Source organism: Actinomadura verrucosospora (assembly GCF_039540335.1).
Taxonomy (GTDB): domain Bacteria; phylum Actinomycetota; class Actinomycetes; order Streptosporangiales; family Streptosporangiaceae; genus Spirillospora; species Spirillospora verrucosospora.
This window is the reverse complement of the sequence record NZ_BAABEV010000002.1, coordinates 224,344-245,831: the sequence shown is the minus strand read 5'-3', so window position 1 is coordinate 245,831 and position 21,488 is coordinate 224,344. Positions and strand designations below refer to the sequence as shown.

17 protein-coding genes are annotated in these 21,488 nt (G+C 71.4%); 11 read left to right on the top strand and 6 right to left on the bottom strand.

Translation table 11 applies throughout. From position 1 onward, the window contains the following. Positions 1 to 2: 2 nt before the first annotated feature. On the bottom strand, positions 3 to 824 hold the full coding sequence (locus ABD944_RS03505) for a hypothetical protein (protein ID WP_345172291.1): 822 nt from the start codon (positions 822 to 824) through the stop codon (positions 3 to 5). Positions 825 to 1,270: 446 nt separating this feature from the next. Here ABD944_RS03505 and ABD944_RS03500 point away from each other — a divergent pair, with 446 nt between their 5' ends. Both ABD944_RS03500 and ABD944_RS03495 read left to right on the top strand, forming a co-directional pair. Further along, positions 1,271 to 2,551, top strand: coding sequence for an NYN domain-containing protein (locus ABD944_RS03500; protein ID WP_345172289.1), 1,281 nt, complete (start codon positions 1,271 to 1,273; stop codon positions 2,549 to 2,551). A 172-nt stretch (positions 2,552 to 2,723) separates the two neighbouring features. Continuing rightward, positions 2,724 to 3,755, top strand: coding sequence for a hypothetical protein (locus ABD944_RS03495; RefSeq protein WP_345172287.1), 1,032 nt, complete (start codon positions 2,724 to 2,726; stop codon positions 3,753 to 3,755). Positions 3,756 to 3,951: 196 nt separating this feature from the next. Here the strand turns inward: ABD944_RS03495 and ABD944_RS03490 are convergent, their stop codons facing one another. Beyond that, the gene (locus ABD944_RS03490; protein ID WP_345172285.1) at positions 3,952 to 4,365 is read right to left on the bottom strand and encodes a hypothetical protein; all 414 of its coding nucleotides are present in this window, start codon (positions 4,363 to 4,365) and stop codon (positions 3,952 to 3,954) included. Between the two features lie 442 nt (positions 4,366 to 4,807). Here ABD944_RS03490 and ABD944_RS03485 point away from each other — a divergent pair, with 442 nt between their 5' ends. From ABD944_RS03485 to ABD944_RS03445, 9 genes are all read left to right on the top strand, one after another. Next, positions 4,808 to 6,325, top strand: coding sequence for a LamG domain-containing protein (locus ABD944_RS03485; RefSeq protein ID WP_345172283.1), 1,518 nt, complete (start codon positions 4,808 to 4,810; stop codon positions 6,323 to 6,325). A 246-nt stretch (positions 6,326 to 6,571) separates the two neighbouring features. Further along, positions 6,572 to 7,171, top strand: a complete 600-nt coding sequence (locus ABD944_RS03480; protein WP_345172281.1) for a sulfite oxidase-like oxidoreductase — start codon at positions 6,572 to 6,574, stop codon at positions 7,169 to 7,171. A gap of 8 nt (positions 7,172 to 7,179) precedes the next feature. Then, positions 7,180 to 7,851: a ferredoxin reductase gene (locus tag ABD944_RS03475; protein WP_345172279.1), complete on the top strand. Its 672-nt coding sequence runs from the start codon at positions 7,180 to 7,182 to the stop codon at positions 7,849 to 7,851. Between the two features lie 16 nt (positions 7,852 to 7,867). Beyond that, the gene (locus ABD944_RS03470) at positions 7,868 to 8,179 is read left to right on the top strand and encodes a DUF6510 family protein (RefSeq protein WP_345172277.1); all 312 of its coding nucleotides are present in this window, start codon (positions 7,868 to 7,870) and stop codon (positions 8,177 to 8,179) included. Between the two features lie 10 nt (positions 8,180 to 8,189). Then, positions 8,190 to 10,085: a Na+/H+ antiporter NhaA gene (gene nhaA / locus ABD944_RS03465; protein WP_345172275.1), complete on the top strand. Its 1,896-nt coding sequence runs from the start codon at positions 8,190 to 8,192 to the stop codon at positions 10,083 to 10,085. A 134-nt stretch (positions 10,086 to 10,219) separates the two neighbouring features. Then, positions 10,220 to 11,452, top strand: coding sequence for a M20 family metallopeptidase (locus ABD944_RS03460; RefSeq protein ID WP_345172273.1), 1,233 nt, complete (start codon positions 10,220 to 10,222; stop codon positions 11,450 to 11,452). After that, positions 11,445 to 12,332 (top strand): GNAT family N-acetyltransferase, encoded by an 888-nt coding sequence (locus tag ABD944_RS03455; RefSeq protein WP_345172271.1) that lies wholly within the window; start codon positions 11,445 to 11,447, stop codon positions 12,330 to 12,332. The genes ABD944_RS03460 and ABD944_RS03455 overlap by 8 nt, the downstream gene beginning before the upstream one ends. After that, positions 12,329 to 13,438 carry an o-succinylbenzoate synthase gene (menC, locus tag ABD944_RS03450; RefSeq protein ID WP_345172269.1) on the top strand — a complete coding sequence of 370 codons (1,110 nt, stop codon included), beginning with the start codon at positions 12,329 to 12,331 and terminating at the stop codon, positions 13,436 to 13,438. Before ABD944_RS03455 ends, menC begins: the two co-directional genes overlap by 4 nt. 94 nt (positions 13,439 to 13,532) lie before the next feature. Beyond that, a complete protein-coding gene (locus ABD944_RS03445) occupies positions 13,533 to 15,197 on the top strand; it encodes a PucR family transcriptional regulator (protein ID WP_345172267.1) in 1,665 nt (554 codons plus the stop codon). Here ABD944_RS03445 and ABD944_RS03440 read toward each other — a convergent pair. The 4 genes from ABD944_RS03440 to ABD944_RS03425 all read right to left on the bottom strand — a co-directional run bounded on the left by ABD944_RS03440 (position 15,175) and on the right by ABD944_RS03425 (position 21,475). Continuing rightward, positions 15,175 to 17,259, bottom strand: coding sequence for a prolyl oligopeptidase family serine peptidase (locus tag ABD944_RS03440; RefSeq protein ID WP_345172266.1), 2,085 nt, complete (start codon positions 17,257 to 17,259; stop codon positions 15,175 to 15,177). The genes ABD944_RS03445 and ABD944_RS03440 overlap by 23 nt on opposite strands. After that, positions 17,256 to 18,491, bottom strand: a complete 1,236-nt coding sequence (locus ABD944_RS03435) for an erythromycin esterase family protein (RefSeq protein ID WP_345172264.1) — start codon at positions 18,489 to 18,491, stop codon at positions 17,256 to 17,258. Before ABD944_RS03435 ends, ABD944_RS03440 begins: the two co-directional genes overlap by 4 nt. A 31-nt stretch (positions 18,492 to 18,522) precedes the next feature. Beyond that, positions 18,523 to 20,385 carry an ABC transporter substrate-binding protein gene (locus tag ABD944_RS03430; RefSeq protein WP_345172262.1) on the bottom strand — a complete coding sequence of 621 codons (1,863 nt, stop codon included), beginning with the start codon at positions 20,383 to 20,385 and terminating at the stop codon, positions 18,523 to 18,525. Positions 20,386 to 20,581: 196 nt separating this feature from the next. After that, positions 20,582 to 21,475 carry an ABC transporter permease gene (locus ABD944_RS03425; RefSeq protein WP_345172260.1) on the bottom strand — a complete coding sequence of 298 codons (894 nt, stop codon included), beginning with the start codon at positions 21,473 to 21,475 and terminating at the stop codon, positions 20,582 to 20,584. Positions 21,476 to 21,488 lie beyond the last annotated feature (13 nt).

Sequence of the window (21,488 nt, the reverse complement as noted above, 5' to 3'; positions counted from 1 at the left end):
GGTCAGAACTTGGGCGGGAGTACGACGACCAGGATCTGGTAGCCGAGTCCGTCCGGGACCGAGGTGTCCGGCAGTGAGATGCGCTCGATGACGGTCCCGCCGAGCCGTTGGACGATCTGCTCCATCTTCGGCAGCGTGTACGCGTTCGTGGCGATCGTGAGGCGCGCGCCGGACGCCGCGATCCGGCGTATCTCGCTCTCTCCGCGAGGCGTGATGGGCGCGGACCGCAGTGCGATGTCGGTGACCGTGTCGCGGGGAATGGCGTCGGTCAGCGGGCGAGGTGGTCCGCCGATGACTCCGGAGTCGGTGACGAAATCCTCGAAGCCCTGGTACCGGGTCTCCCCTTCGCCGCCGATGTTCACCTTCCGCCCGAGGCCCGGGTTGATCGGCGTGGCGATGTGGTCGACCAGGTGCCCGCCGGCGTCCCTCGGGCACGTGCTGTGGTCGTGGGGAGATCCTTCATGGGTCAGAGAGACGAACAGGCTGAACACGGCGGGCGGCGGTCTGTTCTCGAACGCCACGAGCTCGTTGTCCAGCGCGGCGATGGTCTTCTTGCCGACGATGTTGTCCGGCGTCGTCTGGCCGGGGCCCAGAATGTTGCGCGGTGGTCCTTTGAAGGCCAGTACGGTCCGCGCCGTCGTCTGGCCGTAGAGCATCCCCTCGATCTCGTCAGGAGCGATCACGCCGGCGCCCAACGTGACGAGCGCGGCCTGGATCTTGGAGACGTGGTCGCCCCGGGCGCCGGGTGTGACGTGGCCGGCGTCCGACACCAGGCATTTCTGCAGCGCCACGTCGTCGCGGAAGAGTTTCGACGTAAGAGGCATTGTCCCTCCTTGCCGCACGCCCCGCCGCGCGGCACGCGTGCATCCCCCTGGGTCGACCGCAATGCCGTAACGGTCGAATGCGATTAGCAAAGCACGGGCAAAGGCCTCCTGCTAGAGGCACGGCCGGGTATGGACACCAGCCGCCGACACGATCTTTAAAGCGGCCTGCACCACCCGGCCCCGAACAGCCGAGACCGACAACGGCCGCCCTTCGTCTTCAGCCCCTGCTTTGGGATTCAGAACCCGACGAGCGGGCAACGAACGATAGCGGCCTTCCCGAGTTCAGCAGCAAATTCATTCTGGAGCCGGGTAATCCCAGTGGACCTTGTCCATCAACGCGTGGAGCCTGCGTCCGGGAGGAGCGCACGAAAAAGGCTCACTGAACACCCATGCAACCAGGATCAGCCATCTGGCCTCAGGAGATGCGATGGCGCTAGATTACTGCCATGCACCATATGCGGACTGCACTGTATTTGGACTTTGACAATGTCTTCAGCGGCCTGTGCGAGTTGGATCCACTGGCGGCCGAGCGATTCGCGACGGACCCCGGAGCGTGGCTGCGGCGGCTATCGGAGATCTCGGAGACCGGCGCGCGGCGGCGATGGCTCGTGCTGCGGTGCTACCTGAATCCCAGCGGTTACGTGCCGATGGGTACGGAGCGCAAGTACTTCTCCCGCTACCGGGGCGCGTTCGTGCGGGCCGGGTTCGAGATCGTCGACTGCCCGCGATACAACGCGACGAAGAACGGAGCGGACATCAGGGTGGTCGTCGACGCGATCGACGCGCTGTCGACGGAGCCGGTGTGCGAGGAGTTCATCATCGCCTCGGGCGACTCCGACATGACGCCGCTGCTCCAACGGCTGCGCCGCGCGGACCGGCGTACGCTCATCATGTCGCCGCTGGACGCGGCCGAGGCGTACACCTCGATCGCCGACCAGGTACTCAACGGTCATCAGATGCTCGCGCTCGTCCAAGGCGAATCCATCGACCTCGACGACGACCCGAGCGGAGAGATCACGCCGGAAAGCGACGGCACCGGACATCCAGGAACCGTCGCCGCCCATAGATCCGGTGCCTACGAGGCTTTCAGATCGATCGTGTCGCGTGAGTACAACGGCGCCGCCGAACCGCTCAACCTCGCGGCGCTGGCGCAGCAAGTGCGCGATGAACTGGGCGCCGCCACGATCGGTCCGAACTGGTTCGGTCTCGGCGGCTTCTCCAGGGCATTGTGGAGCCTGAACCTGCCGGGCCTGACCATGTCCCAGCACCTGCTGTGGGACGGAAACCGGCACCAGCCGCCCGAGGGCGGCACGCAGAAAGTGCCGGTGCCGGAGCCGATCGAGCGTCTCGGCGACCTGATGAACCTGCCCCAGCTCCCCCAGGACTGGTGGCCCGCCGTCTACGGCGCGCTCTCCGACTACGCGTCCGAGCACACGTTCAACATGACCAAGTGCACTGCCTGGTCGCGGGACAGGCTCGCGGACGGGGGCCTGCGGGTGAGCCGCCAGCACATCGGGTTCGTCATGAACGGCGCCTCTAGAGGCGGTTCCCCGCTCTACCGCGACCCCCCGCCGACCGCGGAGGAGATCGGCGAGGCGTTCGTACGCAGCGTCCTGAAGCGGATCGACTCCAGCGAGACGGTGTTCTCCGAGGAAGACCTCGCCGTCGTACGGGGGTGGCTGGACGCGCCGGTGGACCACGCGGCAAGCAGCCCAGGGCAGGAGTAGTGACCGCGGATCGGGCCGGCCATGCCGCAGGGCGTTGTGGAGAACGGTGATCGGACTGTGAGGGTGCCCATTGAGGAGCCGGCGAGGGCGGCGCTGCTTTGTCCGCATGCGACCGGGTCGACCGTTCCAGTAGACACTGGTGTTTTTTTGGAGTTCGTTGGATAGTGCTCGCATGAAACGTGCCATCGCGGCCGGCATCGCCGTCGCCATCGCGTCTCTTCCCGCACCCGCCGTCGCGGCCGCCCCCGAGCTGCGTCCGGTCTCCCTGCCTTTCCTGTGGCCGACGGCGCGGCTCCACGACGTCACCGCCGACGGCGCGGGCGGAGTCTGGGTCGGCGGTGTGCAGGGCAAGTACTGCCTGCACTGGGGCGATCTGTGCCCCGTGTACAACGACGGGAACCCGGTCGTGCGGCGCTGGGCGGGCTCGTCGTGGAAGGAGTATCCGATCAACGGCTGGACGGGCCAGGGCGAGATCGCGCAAGTCGCCTCGGGCGCGGGCGAGACCTGGATCGCCGGCGGACTCGGCGCCAGCGGGAGGTGGAGCACCTACGTGGCACGCTTCGACGGCTCGGCGTTCCAGAAGGTCGCGGTTCCGGCCAAGTACGTCACCATGCTCGCCACCGGCCCGGCGGGCACCTTCGCCGGCACCTGGGACCTGGAGTCCGGGAACGGGCTGTTCAAGCGCACCGGCGACGCCTGGACCGCTGTCGACGTGCCCGGGCTCGACTACGTCGCCGACCTCCAGGCGCTCACCGCGTCCGACGCATGGGCGGTCGGCTACAAGGACGGCGTGCAGCAGGTGCCCGCCGCCGCGCACTTCGACGGCGCGGTCTGGAAGAACGTCCCGCCGCCCGCGGTCAACGACTGGTTCCGCAAGGTCGTCCCGGTCGCCGCGAACGACGTCTGGGCCATCACGGCCAAGCGCTTGGCGCACTGGAACGGCACCGCATGGACCTACATCGCGCCCCCGGCCGGGTACCCCGACCTCGGCGACCTGACCGTGGACGCGTCCGGGACCCCCTGGGTCGCGCCGGAGGCGTCCGCGCCGCCGGAGAAGCCCCCGTACCGCTACAGCGGCGGCCAATGGGAGCCCGTGACGATCCCCGCCGGGACCGCGGTGTACGACCTGGCCGCCGTGCCCGGCGGCATCTGGGGAGTCGGAAGGCAAGGAGAGGATGACCCGGCGGCCCTCAACGGCTCCTAGCACTCGGATTAGTGACGGCCGCTGAGGGGCCCATCACCGAGGACACACCACACTGGGGTTGCGTGCACGGAGGCCGTGTACGAGTTCAACGCGGTGGAAGCCGACGACGCCGACGGGAGCCGCCCGTGGTGGGCGACCCCCGCCGGCGGTCGCGATCCGATCAACTGATCAGATCGTGCGCGCCCCTAGGACGTGCTCAGCACTTGGGGATCCCCGAGGGGACGCCGGTGACGTTCCCGGAGAAGATCCAGCCCGGGTCCCAGTACTCCCCCGCCGGCGGCTCCGGACGGACGTAGTACCAGGTGTTCCCCGCGTCGTTGACGAACTTGCACCGGGCCCACAGCTTCTGGTTCGTGGGCATGGAGGTCCACCCGATGGTGTCGCAGGTGGCCGACGGGCCCTCCCGCAGTTTCATCGGCTTGTCGGTGCGCATGGACCCGCTGCCGTTGGTGGCGGGAGTCCAGCCGCAGTTGGGCCCCGCGACGGCGGGTCGCGCGGGAGCGGTCTGCGCCGCCTGCACCGGCGAGGCGGCCGCGCCCACGCCGAGGCCGATGGCGGCGACGGTCGTCAGACCGAGCCGGGTGATCTTCTTCGTGCGGAAAGCTGCCATCTTCGTCTCCTTTTCGACTGTGCGGCGAATCTTCTGAAGGCCGGCCGGTCGCACCGCCTCCGAGTAAAGGGTTGAGATCCGTTACTCGAAGCATTTGTCGGCGTACGCAGGCCAGCCGAAGAGACCTCCTTTCCTCACCGTGGACGAGCCTGGACGCGCCCTTCCGCGTCCATCAGCAACGTGCTTCGGAGGCGGCTGCACCACAAGGGGATTTTCGTCCGGGACACCAGGTGTGGCCTGCACAAAGGGATAAGAGCGGTGTCCCGGACAGCGCCGGACGGCCGGTCGGACGGCACCGGTTCCCGGACATCGACAATGATCACTTGTGGACACGATCCGGCGACGTAGCGTTACCCGACGAAATCGCCCTTGTCAGAGATCTTTGACTGCGGCCATCATTCTTTGTATAGGCGGCGGGTGCCATTCGGGCGGCAGGGGGAACATGGCGCAGGAGATTTTTCTTCCGGAGGACATGCGGTCCGGCGGAGAGTTCGTTTCGTCCCTGCGTCGCCTAAAGCAGTGGTCGGGATTCTCCTACCGGCAGCTGGAGCGGCGGGCGGAGGCGGCGGGCGACACCCTGCCGCGCAGCACCATCGCCCAAGCCCTCACCGGCGACACCCTGCCACGACGAGAAACCGTCGAAGCATTCGTCCGCGCCTGCCTCGGCCCCGAACAAGCCATGATGGGAACCCCGCAGTGGCTGGCCGCGTACGACAGGCTCGCCGAGGGCAACGACTTGGGGGCATCGCCCCGGTCCACCCTCGGAACCGGCACTGGCGATCACCGCTCACATCCGGACCGGCCCAAGGCACAGCGTCGCTCTCGGTCACACGGCAGACCCCCGACCGGCCCCCGACCACCTCGGATTCGCGACGCCGAAGAGTTGATGGACGCCCTGCGCCATCTGAAGCGGCGCTCGGGGTTCTCCTACCGGCAGTTGGAGCGGCGGGCGGAGGCGGCAGGCGACAGCCTGCCCCGCAGCACCATCGCCCAAGCCCTCACCGGCGACACCCTGCCACGACGAGAAACCGTCGAAGCATTCGTCCGCGCCTGCCTCGGCCCCGAACAAGCCGTGACGGAGGCAGCGCAATGGCTGGCAGCCTACGACCGCCTGGCCGGTGACGGGTCGCCAGCCCACGCGATGCCCCCCGCGCAGACCTTCCTCCTGGTCGACACCAGGCCGGTTCGACCACAGCCGAGAGCGGCCGCGAACAGGCCGCGCAACCGGATCCGGCGATACGCGGTCGCGCTGTCGGCCGCCATGCTGCTCCTTCTGAGCGGCTCCGCGGCGCCGCCGCTCGCGGCCCCGGCGGCCCCGGCGGCCGAGCCGGTGGCCTGGTGGCGGTTCGACGATCCCGGGAACGACCTCGCCGCGGACTCCGAAGGCCGCCATCCGCTGAGAACGGCCGGCCGAGCGAGTCGGATCGCCGCGCCCAGCGGGCAGGCGCTGCTGCTCGACGGCACCGCCCACACCACAGCCCAGAACGCGGTGTTCCGCACGGATCTGGACTTCACCGTCACCGCCTGGGTTCGGCTCGACGCCGGCGACGGTTGGGGCACCGTGCTCAGCGTGCACCACGGCGACTTCGACGTCTTCCTGCTCAGCTACGACTCCGACAAGGGAAGGTGGGCGATCCTGGTCCCGAACCAGGCCACCGGGTGGGCCGACGGCGACCAGACCGTCTTCAGCCGGGAGCGGCCGAAGGCCGGCACATGGACGCACCTCGCCGCGGTGTACGACTTGAAGACGCGGCAGTTGCGGCTCTACGTGAACGGGGAACTCTCGGCCACCCGGTCGTGCCGCAGGCTGGTGCGCGCGACGGGTCCGCTGGAAATCGGCCGGGCCCTCGAACAAGGCCGCCCCATCGACCACTGGCGAGGCGGAATCGACGACGTCCGCGTCTTCGACCGCGCTCTCGTCCGCTCGCAGGTCCGGAGCGTCCTCCTCACCCGTACCTGAAAGCAGCGCTTCCGCCCTTCCGCGTCGGCACTCTCCCGGACACTTCGCCAACGGGCTTGACGTAGTGAGGGCGGCGCTGAGGTTGTGGGGCGTTCGCCAGGCTGGCCTGTGCCGCTCCAGGAGGAGCGGGTGCCCAGTCGGCGCGGGGTCGGTGGTGACCAGGGTGGGGGCCGCATCGGGGTCGGTGGGTTGGGGAAGGAAGGGCCAGAGGACGGGGTCCGTTCTGCCTGATGAGGGGAGGCTGTGATGGGGGTCGTTTCGCCTGGGTTCCATGGGCGGCGGCGCGAGGCTGCGGTCCAGTTGCCGCCCGGGCAGTACCTGACCGAGGATTTTCCCGTGCTGTCGGCCGGTCCGACCCCGCGGATCCCTCCGGAGGAGTGGGAGCTCACGGTGACCGCGGAGACCGGGCGGCAATACCGGTGGACGTGGCGGGAGCTGCTGGATCTGCCGTTCGAGAAGCCGCGGGTGGACATTCACTGCGTCACCAAGTGGTCCAAGCTCGGCACGGACTGGCAGGGGGTGTCGCTGGACGTCCTGCTGGCCGACGTGGAGACCGCGGCCGATTTCGCGCTCGTGTCCTCGTACGGCGGGTACACCACCAACCTGCCGCTTGAGGATCTGCTCGACGGCAAGGCCTGGATCGCCTACCGCTACGACGGGGAGGACCTGGCGCCGGAGCATGGGGGGCCAGTGCGGCTTCTGGTTCCGCACCTGTACTTCTGGAAGTCGGCGAAATGGTTGCGGGGCATCGACCTGCTGAACGAGAACGAGCCGGGCTTCTGGGAGACCGCCGGCTACCACGACTACGGGGACCCATGGCGCGAGCAGCGGTACCAGGGCGACTAGCGTGGCGCGTGGCGCGGCTGGCCGGGACGCGCCGGGAGACGGAAACGGCCCGCACGCTCGTCTTCGAGGTGCCGGGCTGGCCGGGGCATCTGGCCGGTCAGCATGTCGACGTGCGGCTGACCGCGGAGGACGGGTATGCCGCGCAGCGCAGTTACTCGCTCTCCGCGCCCGATCGGGTGGAGCTCACCGTGCAGCGGGTCCCGGACGGTGAGGTCTCCCCGTATCTCACCGATGTGCTCGGCCATGGCGATCCGGTCGAGATCCGGGGTCCGGTGGGCGGCTGGTTCGTGTGGCGGCCCGAGGCGGGGCGGGACGTCCTGCTGGTCGCGGGCGGTTCCGGGATCGCGCCGTTGATGGCCATGGTCCGTGCCCGCCGCCTGGCCGGGGCGGGAACGCGGTTCCGGCTGGTGTACTCCACGCGCACGCCCGAGGACGTGTTCTATGCCGACGAGCTGCGGCGTCCCGAGCCCGGGCTGGAGGTCGCGTACGTCTACACCCGGGCGGCCCCCGGCGGCTGGCCCCGCCCGCCCGGCCGGCTGACGGCGGCCGATCTCGGGGACGGCCCGCCCGACCGTGACTGCTTCGTCTGCGGGCCGACGGGGTTCGTGGAGTCGGCGGCCGACATGCTGCTCGCCCGCGGTCACGACCCGCGGCGGATCAAGACCGAACGGTTCGGCTGAACGGAGGCTGAGCGAGATGAACGTGCCCCGCCGGGAGGACGCCCCCGGTCCCATGGATCATGTGGACGGCAACGCCCTGGCCGGCCCGCTGAGCGAGCTGTTCGCCGTGGACGTCACGGCGGCCACCGGCCGCTGCGTCAACTGCGGGCTCACCGGCCCGATCGCCGAGCTGCGGGTGTACGACCGGGCGCCCGGCCTGGTCGCCCGCTGCCCTGGATGCGGCCATGTCCTCCTGCGCTACGTCCGGACGCCGGACTCGGCCTGGATCGACCTGACCGGGACGGTCGCCCTGCGCGTCCGGCTGCCGGGCGAGGAGGGGCCCGGGTGAGCGTCCAGCGATGACGGAGCGCCGAGCGGGCCCGCCCTCCGGATCGTTCGCCGACCGGACCGCGTGGGCGCGCAACCTGCGGACCCCGCTGCGGGAGTTCCTGCGCACCGAGACGGGCGGCGCCGTGGTCCTGCTGGCCGCGACGGTCGCCGCACTGGTCTGGGCGAACGCGGACGCGTCCTCCTACGAGCGGGTGTGGGAGACGCAGGTGTCCGTCCGGTTCGGGGGCGCCGGGCTCTCGCAGGATCTGCGGCAGTGGGTCAACAGCGGCCTGATGACGGTGTTCTTCTTCGTGGTGGGGCTCGAAGCGCGCCGCGAGTTCGACATGGGAGAGCTCCGCGACCGGCGGCGGTTCGCGCTGCCGCTGGCCGCCGGTGTCGGCGGGATGGTCGTGCCGGTGGCCGTCTACCTGGCCTTCAACGCCGGCGGTCCGGCCGCCCACGGGTGGGGCATCGCGATGTCGACCGACACTGCGTTCGCGCTGGGCGTGCTCGCGCTGGTCGGACGGGCCTTCCCCGCACGGCTGCGCACGTACCTGCTCACGGCCACCGTCGTGGACGACGTCATCGCGCTCGCGGTGATCGCGGTCGTCTACAGCGGCGACATCGCGCTGCCGCCGCTGCTGCTGGCGGTCGGCATCCTCGCGGTGACCGTGCTGGTGCGCGCCCTCGGGGTGCGGCAGATCCCGGTGTACGTCGTGCTGGGCGTCGCCGCGTGGGCGGCGGTCCAGTCCGCCGGGGTGGAGCCGGTGGTCGTCGGCCTGGTCATGGGACTGCTGACGTACGCCCACCCGGCGGCGCGCGACGACCTGGAACGCGCCACCGAGGTCTTCAGGCTGTTCCGGGAGCAGCCCACCCCGGAGTTCGCCCGGTCGGCGCGGACCGGGGTGGCCGCGGCGATCTCCCCGAACGAGCGGCTCCAGCTGCTCATCCACCCGTGGGCGAGCTACGCGGTCGTGCCGCTGTTCGCGCTGGCCAACGCGGGCGTCACGATCACCGCCGGGTTCCTCGGCCGCGCCTTCACCTCGGCGGTGACGCTCGGCATCGTGATCGGCTACGTGGCCGGGAAGCCGGTCGGGATCCTCGGGGCCTCATGGCTGGTGTCCCGGGTGAGCCGGGGCCGGCTGCGTCCGCCGGTCGGATGGGCAGCGGTCGGCGGCGGCGGCGCGATCGCCGGCATCGGCTTCACCGTGGCCCTGCTGATCGCGACGCTCTCCTTCACCGGTGAGCGGCTGGAGGAGGCCAAGATCGGCGTGCTGTCCGCGGCCCTGTGCGCCACGCTCGTGACCTGGGTCGTCGTCCGCGTGACCGCGCTGCTGCCTCCGCGCAGGCGGTTGCGGGCGCTGCTCGGGACGGCGGAGAGCATCATCGACCTGGCCGCACCGGTCGAGCCCGAGCGCGACCACGTCCGCGGTCCCGCGAACGCGCCGGTGACCGTGGTGGAGTACGGCGACTTCGAATGCCCGTACTGCGGACGGGCGGAGTCCGTCGTCCGGGAACTGCTCGCCGACTATGGGGACGTCCGGTACGTGTGGCGCCACCTGCCGCTCAACGACATCCATCCCCAGGCGCAGCTCGCGGCCGAGGCCGCCGAGGCGGCCGCCGCGCAGGGCCGGTTCTGGGAGATGCACGACCTGCTGCTCGACCGCCAGGACGCGCTGCGCCCCCGGGACCTGGTCCGCTACGCCGGCGAGATCGGCCTCGACGTCGACCGGTTCCGCGCCGACCTGCGCCGGCACACCGGTGCCGGGCGGATCGCCGAGGACGTCGACTCGGCCGACGTGAGCGGTGTCTCCGGAACCCCGACCTTCTTCGTCAACGGACGGCGCCACGTCGGCGCCTACGACATCGCCACGCTCTCCGCGGCGGTCCGGGGCGCCCGCAAACGCGCGGCGGTCGGCTCCTGACACGAGCGGCCCAGAGAGCCGCCCGGTTTCATCGCCGGTTCCCAACCTCGCGCGCCATTGTTGGCCGACAGGACAGGTCCGCCCGCGGCGCGACTCGCGAAGCTTGAGCGATGCGTCGACCGGAGGTGTCCACCGTGACAGAAGGCTGTGCCGTGGCGAACCGCGACCCGCGACGGGTCCGTGCGGGCGAGGCCACGATGATCGCCGACATCGAACGGCTCGTGTGCTGCGAGTCCCCGTCCGACGATCTGGCCGCGGTCGCCCGCAGCGCGGAGGTGGTCGCCGAGGTCGGCGCCCGGCTCCTGGGGGCGGAGGCGGAGCGCGTCGTCATCGACGGGCGCACCCATGTCCGGTGGCGCTTCGGCGCCGAACCGCGCGTGCTGCTGGTCGGGCACCACGACACGGTGTGGCCGATCGGCTCGCTGGAGACGCACCCGTTCCAGGTCCGCGACGGGGTGCTGCGCGGGCCGGGGTGCTTCGACATGAAGGCGGGGCTGGTGATGGCGTTCCACGCGCTGGCGGCGCTGGACGACCTGGACGGCGTGACCCTCCTCGTCACCGGCGACGAGGAGCCCGGGTCGCCCTCGTCGCGGGAGCTCATCGAGAGCGAGGCGCGGCGGTGCGCGGCCGCGCTGGTGCTGGAAGCCGCCGGGCCCGGCGGGGCCTTGAAGACCGAGCGCAAGGGCGTGTCGCGCTACGAGGTGCTGGTGCGGGGAAAGGCCGCGCACGCGGGCCTGGAGCCGGAGCGCGGGGTGAACGCGACCGTCGAGGCGGCGCACCAGATCATGGCCGTGGTCGGGCTGGGCGATCCCGCGCTGGGCACGACCGTCACGCCGACCCGCCTGGAGGCGGGCACGACGGCGAACACCGTTCCCGCAGCGGCGCGCTTCGAGGTCGACGTCCGGGTGCGGGAAGCCGCCGAGCAGCACCGCGTCCATGCGGCGATGGAGGCCCTGCGGCCGGTGCTGCCCGGCGGCGGCGTGGAGGTCCGGGGCGGCCCGAACCGGCCGCCGCTCCCGGCCGCCGCGTCGAGGGACCTGTTCGAGCGGGCGCGCCGGCTCGCGGACGGCCTCGGGATCGGTCCGCTCGCTTCGGTGGCCGTCGGCGGCGCCTCCGACGGGAACTTCACCGCGGGTGTCGGCACTCCCACCCTCGACGGGCTGGGGGCGGTCGGCGGGGGCGCGCACGCCGATGACGAGCACCTGTTCGTGGCGGAGCTGCCGAAGCGGACGCGGTTGCTCACCGCGCTCGTCGCCGAGCTGCTGGCGGCGGAGGGTTGTCCGTCCGGACGAACCGGGCCCCGTCGTCCGGTGCTTTCGGACCATCTGCGGGACGGGACCGGCTGGAACCATGGCCGGCGTGACTGATCTCATCCGCGGCCGTCGCGAGTCCCAGCCCGTCGACGCGGCGTGCGCCGCGGCCGAGGCCGCCGCGCACGCCGCGGGCGTCGACATCCGCCCCCTGGACAGGGTCGGCGAGCTCGAGGCCGTCCGCCGTCTGTACGAGCGCATCTGGCGCACGGGCGAGAACAATCCTCCGGTGACGGCCGACCTGCTGCGCGCGATGGCGAAGGCGGGCAGCTACGTGAGCGGCGCCTTCGACGGCGGGGAGCTGGTGGGGGCCTGCTTCGGCTTCTTCTCCCCACCGGCGCGCGAGGCTCTGCACAGTCACATCGCCGGGGTGCTGACGCACGTGCAGGGGCGCAACGTCGGTTTCGCGCTGAAGCTGCATCAACGTGCCTGGGCGATGCTGCGCGGTGTCGGCGAGATCTGCTGGACCTACGATCCCCTGGTGCGCCGCAACGCGTACTTCAACATCGCCAAGCTGGCCGCCGATCCGACCGAGTACCTGTCGAACTTCTACGGTCCGATGGACGACGACATCAACCGCAGCGACGACACCGACCGGGTCCTGGTCCGGTGGCGGCTGGAGGCGCCCGAGGTCGGGGCGGCATGCGAAGGCGGCCCCAGACTGACCGACGCGGGGGCCGCCCGCGCGGCGGGTGCGTCCGTGGCGCTGGGTGTTTCCGCCACGGGCGGGCCGGTCGCCGGGCGCGCCGACGCGCGCACCGTGCTCGTCGGCGTCCCCGGCGACGTCGAGGCCCTCCGGCTGAGCGACCCGGATTGCGCCGCGGAGTGGCGCACGGCGGTACGGGAGGTTCTCGGCGAGCTGCTCACCGAAGGCGCGCGGGTGCGCGGCTTCGACCGCACGGGCTGGTACGTCCTGGACAGGCAGGAGACGGAGTGAAGCTCACCGGGGTCGAGATCCGCACCATCGAGGTGCCGCTCGTGTCGCCCTTCCGGACGTCGTTCGGCACGGAGACCGTGCGGGAGGCGCTGCTGCTGCGCGCCGTCACCGACGAGGCCGAGGGATGGGGCGAGTGCGGCGCGGGGACGGCGCCCCTGTACTCCTCGGAGTACACGCACGCCGCCGCCGACGTCCTGAGCCGTTTCCTGGTGCCGGCGCTGGCCGGCGTGACGGACCTGGACGCGCACAAGGTCGCCCCCGCCCTGGCGCCGTTCAAGGGCCACCGCATGGCCAAGGCGGCGCTGGAGACGGCGATCCTGGACGCGGATCTTCGCGCCCGCGGCGTCGCCCTCGGCCAGGCCCTCGGCGCCGTTCGGGACACCGTGCCGTGCGGGGTGTCGGTTGGGATCGCGGAGTCGATCCCCGCCCTGCTCGACACGGTCGCCGGATACCTGGAGGCGGGCTACCTGCGGATCAAGCTGAAGATCGAGCCCGGCTGGGACGTCGAGCCGGTCCGGGCCGTGCGCGAACGGTTCGGCGCCATCCCGCTGCAGGTCGACGCCAACACCGCCTACCGGCGCGGCGACGCCCGGCACCTGGCCCGGCTCGACCCGTTCGACCTCCTGCTGCTGGAGCAGCCGCTGGCGGAGGACGACCTCGTCGGGCACGCGGAGCTCGCCGCGCGGATCACCACGCCGATCTGCCTCGACGAGTCGATCGTCTCCGCCCGCGCCGCCGCCGACGCGATCGCGCTCGGAGCCTGCCGGGTCGTGAACATCAAGCCGGGCCGCGTGGGCGGTTACCTCGAGGCCCGCCGGATCCACGACGTCTGCGCGGCGCACGACGTTCCGGTCTGGTGCGGCGGCATGCTCGAGACGGGAGTGGGGCGCGCCGCCAACGTGGCGCTCGCGGCCCTGCCCGGATTCCTCCTGCCCGGCGACACCTCCGCGTCCGACCGCTACTACCGGACCGACATCACGCCGCCGTTCCGCCTTGAGGACGGGCACCTCGCCGTGCCGACCGGACCGGGACTCGGCGTCACTCCGATCCCCGACGTCCTGGACGCCGTCACGGTCACCAAGACATGGGCCCCCGTTCCGACCTGATGATCCTTTCCTGTCCTTTTGGACAGATCGGATAGCGTGATTTCGTCATGCCGTACGAACGACGACCCGCACGCGCCGCGCTAGCTTCGGGCGCATGCTCCTCCCCGTGACCAGCCTCCCGCGGGCCAGCCTCGGGCGCGTCCTGGAAGAACTCGGCACCACGCTGCTCGACGTGGTCTGCGGTGACGTCGAGCTCGCCGGCGACATCGGCGGCGTCGTGATCTACGACCCGCTCGACGAGCCCGAGCTGCCGAGCAACGCGCTGGTGATGGGCGTCGGCCTGCACGATCCCGCCGACATCGCGCGGGTCGTGACCCAGCTCGGGCGGCGCGGCGCCGCCGGGCTGGTGGTCCGCGCGCCCGTGGAGGCCGACGAGCGGCTCGTCGCGGCGGCGCGCGGAGCGGGGGTGGCGGTCCTCGCGTTCGCCCGCGGCGCGTCGTGGACCCACCTGACGGGGATGCTCCGGACCCTGACCGCCGACAGCGGCCTGTACGACGCCGGTTCCGACGCGTTCGGCCGGATCCCGTCCGGTGATCTCTTCGCGGTCGCCAACGCCATCGCCGCGCTGCTCAACGCACCCGTCACCATCGAGGACCGCAACTCGCGCCTGCTGGCCTTCTCGAGCCGGCAGGAGGAGGCGGACCTGTCCCGGGTCCAGACGATCCTGGGCCGGCAGGTCCCGGAGCAGTACACCCGCATCCTGGAGGAGCGCGGGGTGTTCCAGGCGATCTACCGCAGCGACGGCCCCGTCTTCGTGGCGCCCCTGCCCAGGACGGACGACGCGACGCAGCCGCCGGCCCTCCCCCGCGCGGCGATCGCGGTGCGCGCCGGGGACGAGATCCTCGGCACGATCTGGGTGGTCGTTCCCGAGCCCCTGAGCGAGGAGCGCGGGCAGGCGCTCTACGAGGCGTCCAAGCTCGTCGCGATGCACATGGTGTGGCAGCGCGCCGACGCGGACATGGAGCGGCGGGTGCGGGCGGAGCTGCTGAGCACCGCCCTCGAAAGCGGACCGCGGTCGCTGGAGGCGGTGCGCCGCCTCGGCCTGAAGGACGAGCGGGCGGTCGTCCTCGCGCTCACCGTCGTCGGCTCGGCCGCCGAGAGCCCCCTGCCCGCGCAGCTCGCCACCGAACGGAAGCGGCTCGCCGACGCGTTCGCCATGCACCTGTCCGCCATGCACCCGCGCGCCGCCGCCGCGCTGATCGGCGACGTCTCCTACGGCATCCTCCCCTTTCCGCAGAACCGGCAGGACGCCGAGGAGCGCGCGGTCCTGGTCGCCACCGAGTTCCTGGCCCGCGTCGGGTCCCGGCTGCGCCCGCTGATCGGGGTGGGACGGCTCGCCCCGGACAGCTCGGCGCTCGCCCGGTCGCGCTCGGGCGCCGAACGGGCCCTGCGCGTCCTGCGATCAGGAGTCGCCGGGCGGCAGGTGGCCCGCCTGGACGACGTGCACGTCGAGGCGCTGCTGCTCGAACTCGCCGATCTCGTTCCCCGCGGAGACATCCCCAGCGGCCCCGTCGCGCGCATCGTCGCCTACGACAAGGAGCACCAGACCAGTCTCGTCGAGACGCTGCGCGCCTGGCTCGACGCCTTCGGCGACGTCGCGGTGGCCTCCGCCGCGATGTTCGTGCACCCCAACACGTTCCGCTACCGGCTTCGGCGGGCGGCCGAGGTCGGCGGCGTCGACCTCGGCGACCCGAACACGCGCCTCTCGGCCATGCTGCAACTGCGCCTGATGTCCCTCAGGTCGGTTCCGGACGACTGACGGGGCCCCGCAGGTCGAGCGTCCTGACCAGGAACGCCAGCCATTCGGCGTCCTGCGCGACCGCGACGTCATGGGGCGTCGCCGCGCCGTGGCCGGCGTTGTCGAAGACGTGCAGCAGGATCGGCGCCTCCCCTTCCTGGGCGGCCTGCATCCGTGCGGCGAACTTGCGCGCGTGCCAGGGCCGGCACCGCGGATCGGTCGCCCCGGCCTGGACGTAGACCGCCGGGAAGGCGCCGGGGCCGACCAGCTCGTACGGCGACAGCCGGAGGAGGCGGCGGACCTCCGCCGGATCGTCCGGGTCGGCCCAGGCCTTGCGGATGACGAAGTCGAGGTAGGGGTCGCGGGTGCCGCCGATGAGGTCCAGGAGAGGCTCCCGCGGCAGGACGGCGCGCCACAGGTCGGGCCGCGTGGTGACGGCGACTCCGCACATGAGTCCGCCGTCGGATCCACCGGTCAGCGCGAGCCGGTCGGCGCTCGTGAGGCCCTCGGCGATGAGGTGCTCGGCGACCGCGACGAGGTCGGCGTCGCGGACGTGCCGCTTCTCCCGGTGCGCCGCCTGGTACCAGTCCCGGCCGAATTCCCCGCCCCCGCGCAGGTACGCCTGCACGAGGACGCCGCCTGCGGCGACGAAGGCGGCCATGTCGGGCTGGTACTGGGGCAGGAGGGGCACGTTCGCCGCGCCGTACGCGGAGATCAGTGTCGGCGCCGCACGCGTCGGGTCGCTTCCGGCCGGGCGCACCACGTGGTACGGGACCGCCACGCCGTCGGACGCGACGGCCCGTCCCGCTTCCAGTTCGGCGTCGAGGGCGACCGTCGGCGCCGAGAGCGTCTCGACCTCCGTCTCGCCGGGACGGTGCCGGTAGACGCCCCAGGAGCTCGTCAGCGTGGAGAAGGCGAAGACGAAGTCGTCCGTGTGGGCGCCGTAGGCCAGGGCGGTCAGGGCGAAGAAGGGAGCGGCGAGCGCTCCGCGGCCGGGGAGGGGCACCTCACCGGCGGTGGCGCCCGAGCGGTCGATGATCCGGACCTTGGCGAAGGTCCGGTCGAACTCGCTGAGGTACAGGTGCCGGCCGACCGGGGTGAGGGACCGCAGCACCGTGTCGCCTTCCGGGACGAGCTCGGTCCAACCCGCCGGGTCACCGGCGTTCGCCGCGTCGAGCGGGATGGCGACCACCCGCCCGCGGGGGGCGGCGACATCGGTCACGGCGATGTAATGGTCGCCGACGATGTGGCCGGCGATCGTCCCGGGGCACTCGGTGACGAAGGGGCGCCATGCGCTGCCGGGCTCGGACAGGTCGCGAACCGCGACGGGGATCGGGCTGCCCACGCGGTGGCTGGCGACGGCCCACCGGCCGTCCGGCGATGTCTGGACGAGCGTGTACTCCCGGGAGTCGTCTCCGACCGGGATCGGCTCCATGGTGGTGTTCCCGGACGGTGCGCCGAGCCGGTGGAGGAACACCGCCTGCCTGAACTCCTGCGGTGAGCCGGTGAGGGCGAAGAAGTAGAAGCCGCTGCTGTCGGGCAGCCACGAGACACCGCCGGTCCACGCACTGTGCAGGACCTGCTCCGGCGCGCCGCCGAGCAGCCGCCCCGAGGCCACCTCGACGAGCCGGATGGTGTTGTGCTCACTGCCGTCGGTGCAGATGCCCAGGGCCAGAACGCGGCCGTCCGGCGCCGGCGCCATCCAGGACAGGAACGCCGGGTTCTCCTCGTCGCCGAACTGGGCCAGGCTCGTCACCGGTCGTCCGGCGCCGAACGGCTGGTCGGCGACCACGACCGTGGGCGGTCCGCCGTCCGGCGGGGTCACGGCGCGGAACCAGCGGCCGGCCGCGCATCTCGGCAGGGCCGGGCGGGACTCGCTGTCGTACTTCTGGATCAGGCCCCGGAAGGCCTCCGGGTCCTGCCCGTCGTAGATGACGGCGGCGGCGAGCTCGGCCTGCCGCCGCTGCCATCGCCGCACCTCATCGGTCTCCTGCTCCAGCCAGCGGTACGGATCCGGGACGCGGACGCCCGCGACGTCCTCGAAGACCTCGACCGTACGGGTGGGCGGGTAGGGGAAGGTCACGGTGACTCCGGCTCTTCAGGTCGTGCGGGCTGCTGCGCGTCTGCCCGTGCGGCCGTCTCGAACTCCGCGCGGAGCCGCTCGAACGCACCGGGGACCCGGGTGGCCCGGCGGAAATGGATGAAGGCGTCGTAGGCCGCCGGGAAGTCGTCGACGGGATCGAGGCCGCCGTTGGCGAGCGTGCCGTCGACGCCGTCGAGGAGCCCGGCCGGCGCGCGGTGGAGGTCGACGACGGCCACGGGCGGGCCGAGGCGGTCCAGCCGCGACTCGATGCTGTTCGGCGGCAGCGTCCGCGCTCCAAGGGAGACGTCGCAGTCGAAGGGGCGCGGCGAGCGCTGGGTGAACCGGACCTCCGGACCGGAGCCGTAGCTCATCCCGATGGAGACGAGGTCGGCTCCCAGCGAGGCGTCGAGCAGGCCGCCCATCATCGGCCGGCCGAGGAACGGCGATCGCCGGACGTGCGCGTTGTGGGCGCTCACGACGATGCGCCGTTCCCGCTCAAGGATCCAGCCCACGGTCTCTGCCATGAACACGTCCCGCGGGTACGGCCCTGCGGAGGGCGCGTCCAGTTCCTCGGTGAAGGCGCGGAGCGAGGCCGCGCACCGGCGCACGACCTCGTCGTCGAGCACGAGCGCGCGCTCCCCCAGTTCGCGGAGCCCCGCGAGCAGCCGGTCGCGATCGGCGCCGGTCATGGCCTCGAAGCGGACCGCCGCCTCCGTCCGGCCTCCCAGGTCGGCCAGGCGGAGGAGCTCCTCGTCACCCGGGCGTCCCGGCATCCGGTCGAGGCAGGCGCGTACCGCCGGCCCGGGTGACGTGGACGAGCCCGGAAGGTCCATCCCGTAGAAGGCGACCTTCGCCGAGCTCCCGGAGTTCCAGCGTCGCATCCAGCGCAGCTGCCGCCGCATCGGCTCGCACTCGCCGAACCGGTAGGTGATGCCGTCGCGGGCAACCGTCTCGGCCTGCCCCGGTCCTCCGTGGATCCACTCGTCGACGGCCAGTCCCTCGGCGAAGCCGGACTCCATCACGAAGCCCGTGAACCCGAACCTCCGGACGAGGATCCGGAACAGCCGGTCCCTGAGCTCGTGGAACTCGGTGATGTTGTGCGCGCCCTCGCCGATGGCCACCACCCGCGCGTCGCCGACCAGGTCGCGCACCGTCTCGAGATCGTCGAGGTCGGCGGCGGCCGGGTCGATCCGGCGGATCCGCCGGACGAACGCGCCCGTGTCAGGCGTCATGGGTGCTCCTGGAAGGCGGCGGGGGTCCGGGCTAGCCGTGGAAGTACCACTGCTCCGGCGAGTACAGGAAGCTGAGCAGGGCGTTGAACGACGACGGCGGGCCGGACAGGCTGTCCTTCCACACGACCAGGGTGTGCGGGGTCGGGAGGAAGAGCACGGGCAGATCCTTCGCGAGGCTGGTCACCTCGGCCGAGAGGACCTTCGCGTCCGCTCCGAACGTCGAGGCGTCGATCAGCTTGTCCGCCTCGGCGTTCCGGTAGCTGCCCAGGTTGAAGCTGCCCTCCGTGTTGAACACCGTGTTGCTGCTCGGGTACCCGGCCGCGAGGTACAGCGATCCGTTGTCCTGCATCGCCCACTCGTTCTTCTTGGCGGGCGCGAAGGTGTTGCCGTAGTTGGAGTACATGTAGTTCAGCGCCTTGGTCACGATCTTGACCTTGATGCCGAGCTTCTTGGCCGCCGACGCGAACGCGACGTCGCGGGCGCCGACGTAGGCCGGGGTGTTCGCGGAGGCCAGGGTGAAGCTGATCGTCTGGCCCCGCGGGATGCCGGCGCCGCACTCGCCCGTCCCGGTGCCGGGGCGCACGCAGGTCGTGGAGCCGTCCGGCACGACCTTCCAGCCGTTGTCGGTGAGCAGCTTCTCGGCGGCGGCGGGGTCGTGCGGGTAGGGCGGGTCGTCGCCGAACTCGGGCGGGTAGGGGGAACCGCTGCCCGCCGTGGTGTAGTTCAGGGAGCCGGCGCCGTTGTAGATGCCCCGGCTGGCGATGTAGCCCTGCTGGTCGATCAGGCGCTGCAGGGCCTGCCGGGCGTAGGCCTGCGCGATGACCTTGTCGAAGTTGTCGACGGTGTTCTTGAAGTTGATGGTCAGCGAGTCGAACCGGGCGGGCGCGGGGGCGCCGTAGACGTTGTACCCCTTCGCCTTCAGCGCCTTGATCTGGGTGATGAAGCCGGAGTCCAGCGTGCCGACGGTCAGGTTGCCGGCCTTGAACTGGTTGAGCACCGCGGCGGCGGAGGTGAACGCCTTGAAGTCGATCTGGTCGAGCCGCGACTTGACCGGGCCGCTGTAGGACTTGTTGGCCACCAGGGAGAACGAACCGGTCGTCGGGTCGAAGGCCTTGAGGCGGTACGACCCGTTGACCACCTGCCAGAGCGGGTTACTGGCGAACGTGGACTGGGACCCGGACTCCTTCGTGAGGTACTTGTAGATCGCCGTCGCGTTCTTCGGCTTCGTGTAGTCCAGGTGCGGCCCTCCTGTGCGGGCGATGTTCCACTCCTTGGACGGCATCACGTACAGCAGCGTCAGCATGGAGAGGAGGTACGACGGGTTGTACGCGGTCTCCAGCTTGAGGGTGAGCGTGTCAGGCGCGGCGGCCTCCGCCGTGACCCCGTCAGGGAACTGGCCCGGGGTGTAGAAGCTCCAGTTGGCCGGGCTGTCCGCGAGCGCGGCCTTGAGGAGGGCGAGAGAGAAGACGACGTCCTCGGCCGTGACCGGAGCGCCGTCGGACCACGTGTAGTCCTTCATCTTGATGGTCACGGTCTTGCGGTCGGGGCTGTAGGCGGGGGCCTCGGCCAGGCTCGACCCGGCGTCCACGATCTTGTCGCCCTCGCCGCTGGGCCGGTAGAGGGAGCGCCACATCAGCCCGCGGCCGATGACGGTCCCGTTGGCGGACGCGGGCGGGTAGGGGTAGATGAAGTTGGGGCTGAGACCAGGGGTCAACGCGACCGTCGCCGTCCCGCCGTTCTTGGGGCTGCCCGCCTGCTTCGGCAGCGTGTCGTATTCGCGGGCGTTGTCCTTCGTCGCGCCGGCGCCGCCGGCGCATGCCGCGGCGAACACGGCGACCGACGCGGCGAGCGCCACGGTGAGGCGTCCTCGCCGCCGGCCAGACCTTTGCGTCATTGATGGCTCCCTACATGTCGGGTGGAGATGCGCGGAGGGATGGGGGACGCCAGGACGGTGCGTGTCGGGGCCTCCGCAGCGTGGGTCGAAGATGCACCACCGGCGCCGGCGAGGGTTCGGTCGACCCGACGATTTCTCGGCCCCGTGTCCGTCGCGGCGCACAGATCGGGCTTCACGCCGTCCTTCACGCCGTCTTTCAGTCGGTCCTTTTCCCGACCGCATTGCGAAGCGCGTCCGCGAGCAGGTTGAGCGCCAGCACCGTGAGGACGATGCAGCCGCCGACGGGGTAGATCAGCCACCAGTAGCCGGCGGAGATGTAGGTGACGCCGCTGGCGAGCTGGCTGCCCCAGTCCGCGGTGGGATAGGTCAGGCCGAAGCCCAGGAATCCCAGGGCGGCGACGACGAGGATCGCGTCGGCGACCTGGAAGGTGATGTTGACGATGATCACGCCGAGCGCGTTCGGGACCAGATGCGTGAGGATCAGCCGCCGGCGGGACGAGCCCATCACCTGTGCTGCCAGAACGAACTCCCGCACCCGCAGCGTCAGGACCTCCCCGCGGACCAGGCGGGCCGAGATGAGCCAGGAGAACCCTCCGATGACCAGGCTCAGCGACAGGGCGTTCGCATGGAACCGGGCCGACAGGATCAGCACGAAGAACAGGAAGGGCACCGACAGCATGACGTCGACCAGCCGCATCAGGAACCCGTCGACCACTCCCCCGGCGAGTCCGGCGACGGCGCCGTAGACGGTGCCGATCGTGGTCGCGAAGATCGCGGCGAGCAGCCCGATCTGCAGGGACACCCGGCCGCCCTCCATCAGCCGTCCGAGCACGTCGAACCCGTTGGTGTCCGTCCCGAGCGGATGTCCCGGGCCGGGGGGCAGGGCCGCGTTGACCAGGTCCACGGTGGTCTGGTCGGTGGGGTGGAACAGGGGGCCGAGGAAGCAGAGCCCGGCGAGGAGCACCAGGAGCAGCCCGCCGGTGAGACCGAGCGGGTTCCGTCGCAGCCGGCGCAGCACCGACCGCATCGAGACCGGGGTCCCCGCCGTCGTGCTCTCGGGCTCTGTCGCGGCGTCCGTCGCAGTGGTCATGGCGTCCACGTCT